The sequence below is a fragment of the Marinobacter sp. EN3 genome (assembly GCF_000475315.1).
Lineage (GTDB): Bacteria > Pseudomonadota > Gammaproteobacteria > Pseudomonadales > Oleiphilaceae > Marinobacter > Marinobacter nauticus.
Map to the genome: position 1 here is coordinate 1 of NZ_AXCC01000106.1, position 493 is coordinate 493.

The following is a 493-nucleotide window of genomic DNA, read 5'->3' on the forward strand; positions in this document are numbered from 1 at the left end:
AAGCCATTTTCTCGCTAACGCCGGCGTAACGGGCCGATTTGTGGAGCGGCAGCGGAACAAAGCGGTCCCGTTGACGCACTGGTTAGCCATTACACTTGGATCTCGTAATCCTCTCCATTTTTGACTAACTCAAGTAAATCTATGGCTGCCTGCGAATATTTGTGAGTTTGCATGACTTGGCCTGCCATGATCGCGACGTGATATTTATTGTCGCTCTGTTTAATATTCACTCCTTTTTCTTGCTCAACTCTCATGATTAATTGATTTGCATGATGCCAGCTTGCATAGCCCAGTGCTTTCGCCACCTGAGTTAAAGAGAAAGGATACATTGCGTTGACTGCAGTAGGGTCATCGAGGGTAGTTATACCGTAAAGTTTCGCTAATTCGCCCTCTTCAGAAACAGCATGCTCCAGAGTTTGATAGTTAACCTCTACAGTACGCTTTGGGATATCATGTCTTACTAATGAGTAAGTCCTAGCCCGGATTTCTCATG

At 45.4% G+C, this 493-nt stretch carries 1 protein-coding gene; it reads right to left on the reverse strand.

Going from position 1 to position 493, the window contains the following annotated elements; translation table 11 throughout:
* Positions 1-89: 89 nt before the first annotated feature.
* Positions 90-329, reverse strand: coding sequence for a hypothetical protein (locus tag Q675_RS0119530; RefSeq protein ID WP_023012315.1), 240 nt, complete (start codon positions 327-329; stop codon positions 90-92).
* Positions 330-493 lie beyond the last annotated feature (164 nt).

What these genes read in the sequence shown, in the direction of transcription:
- Q675_RS0119530 (WP_023012315.1), bottom strand. Translation starts at nt 329, where the DNA reads ATGTATCCTTTCTCTTTAACTCAGGTGGCGAAAGCACTGGGCTATGCA.